We start from the raw sequence: 1276 nt of genomic DNA, 5'->3' as shown, positions 1-1276 counted from the left end.
TATATGTATGCGGTTTCGCAAGAAGATGTTGAACTTATGCTAGTAGAGGATCCGCTCAGGAATCAAAAAAACCTTGGAATTATTGCGATTACCTTAGCCACTCGATATGCAATAGAAGGAAATCTGCCACCAGATATTGCTTTTGCCCATAGTATTTTATATATACAAACCCTAGAACAATTAGATAATGTAGAATCTGTAAAGCGATTATCAGGGGACGCTTTACGTACCTTTGCAGATCGTGTGAAAGAATACAATGCAAAAAAGTATTCTTACGCGGTTACTACATGTATAAAACATATTAATAAAAATGTTTACGATGGAATATCTCTGAATGAACTTGCTAATCATTTAGAAATTACGCCTACTTATCTGTCTAAACTATTTAAAAAAGAAATGGGAATTACTTTAAGTGAATATATTCAAAGGGAACGAGTGGAAGAAGCAAAGAAATTATTAACCCTCACTACTTATTCGTTATCAGATATCTGTGCTTGGCTTAACTTTAATGACCAAAGTTATTTTATAAGAGTTTTCAAAAAAATCACTAGCATGACTCCTAGGCAGTACCGTGAAAAATATACAATAATATAAGCTTGTTATTTGCTGTCTCCAATGTAAAGACTTAAACATGGGTGTAAGTATCCCAAAAGATGAAAATACTGGACTTATTACTCTAGAAAGAGTTTGTGATTTGTCTAGAAAAAGAACTTGTATTCAAATAGACGTATGAGATTAACCAGATATTATCTTGTTAGCGGAACAGTTTCAATTTTTAGGCGTTAGAAAAATAATGGAGAAACAAAGTATATCTATTTTTTTAATAACAATCATGTGCTGAATTTATCCAGCTATTTGCCGGGCAGTAAGACCTCCATCTAAAAATTCAGCGAAAGCAAAGAAGTTAGGTGGGGGGGCGGGCTGCCCGTAAAAGCCCGATTGGTGTGGGCTAATAATCAGTGGGGATGAACAAAACCCCCACTGATTAAAGTTGCACTTTATCGGTATAGTTCTGAATCAGATAAACTAGTCTGATGTCAGCTCAAACAAATAGCTCTTGAAGACTTTATAAACACATATGTGAGCAAAAGCTCAATGGAAATCTTTGTACCATATTGTTAATTTGAAAAAATACACTAACCGTTATTTTGCTAAAGGAAATAAAAAGACATAAGGCTGCAAAGTGTTCCAAGGAAGCTTTGCAGCTTTTTTGTAATTTAAAACCTATGTTTATAACGAAGATAAGTTTATAGACTAATATCTTCATACTGGATAT

General features: G+C 33.6%; 1 protein-coding gene. It reads left to right on the top strand.

Features of this window, described 5'->3' with window-relative positions; all coding sequences use genetic code 11:
- The coding region (locus tag ACQGS6_RS28755) for a helix-turn-helix transcriptional regulator (protein ID WP_426966049.1) at positions 1 to 594 on the top strand (594 nt) is incomplete at its 5' end.
- Positions 595 to 1276: the final 682 nt, after the last annotated feature.

The sequence above is a fragment of the Bacillus sp. GMs2/2 genome (assembly GCF_050172095.1).
Classification (GTDB): Bacteria; Bacillota; Bacilli; order Bacillales; family Bacillaceae_G; genus Bacillus_A; species Bacillus_A cereus.
This window is presented reverse-complemented; position numbering and strand designations above follow the sequence as displayed.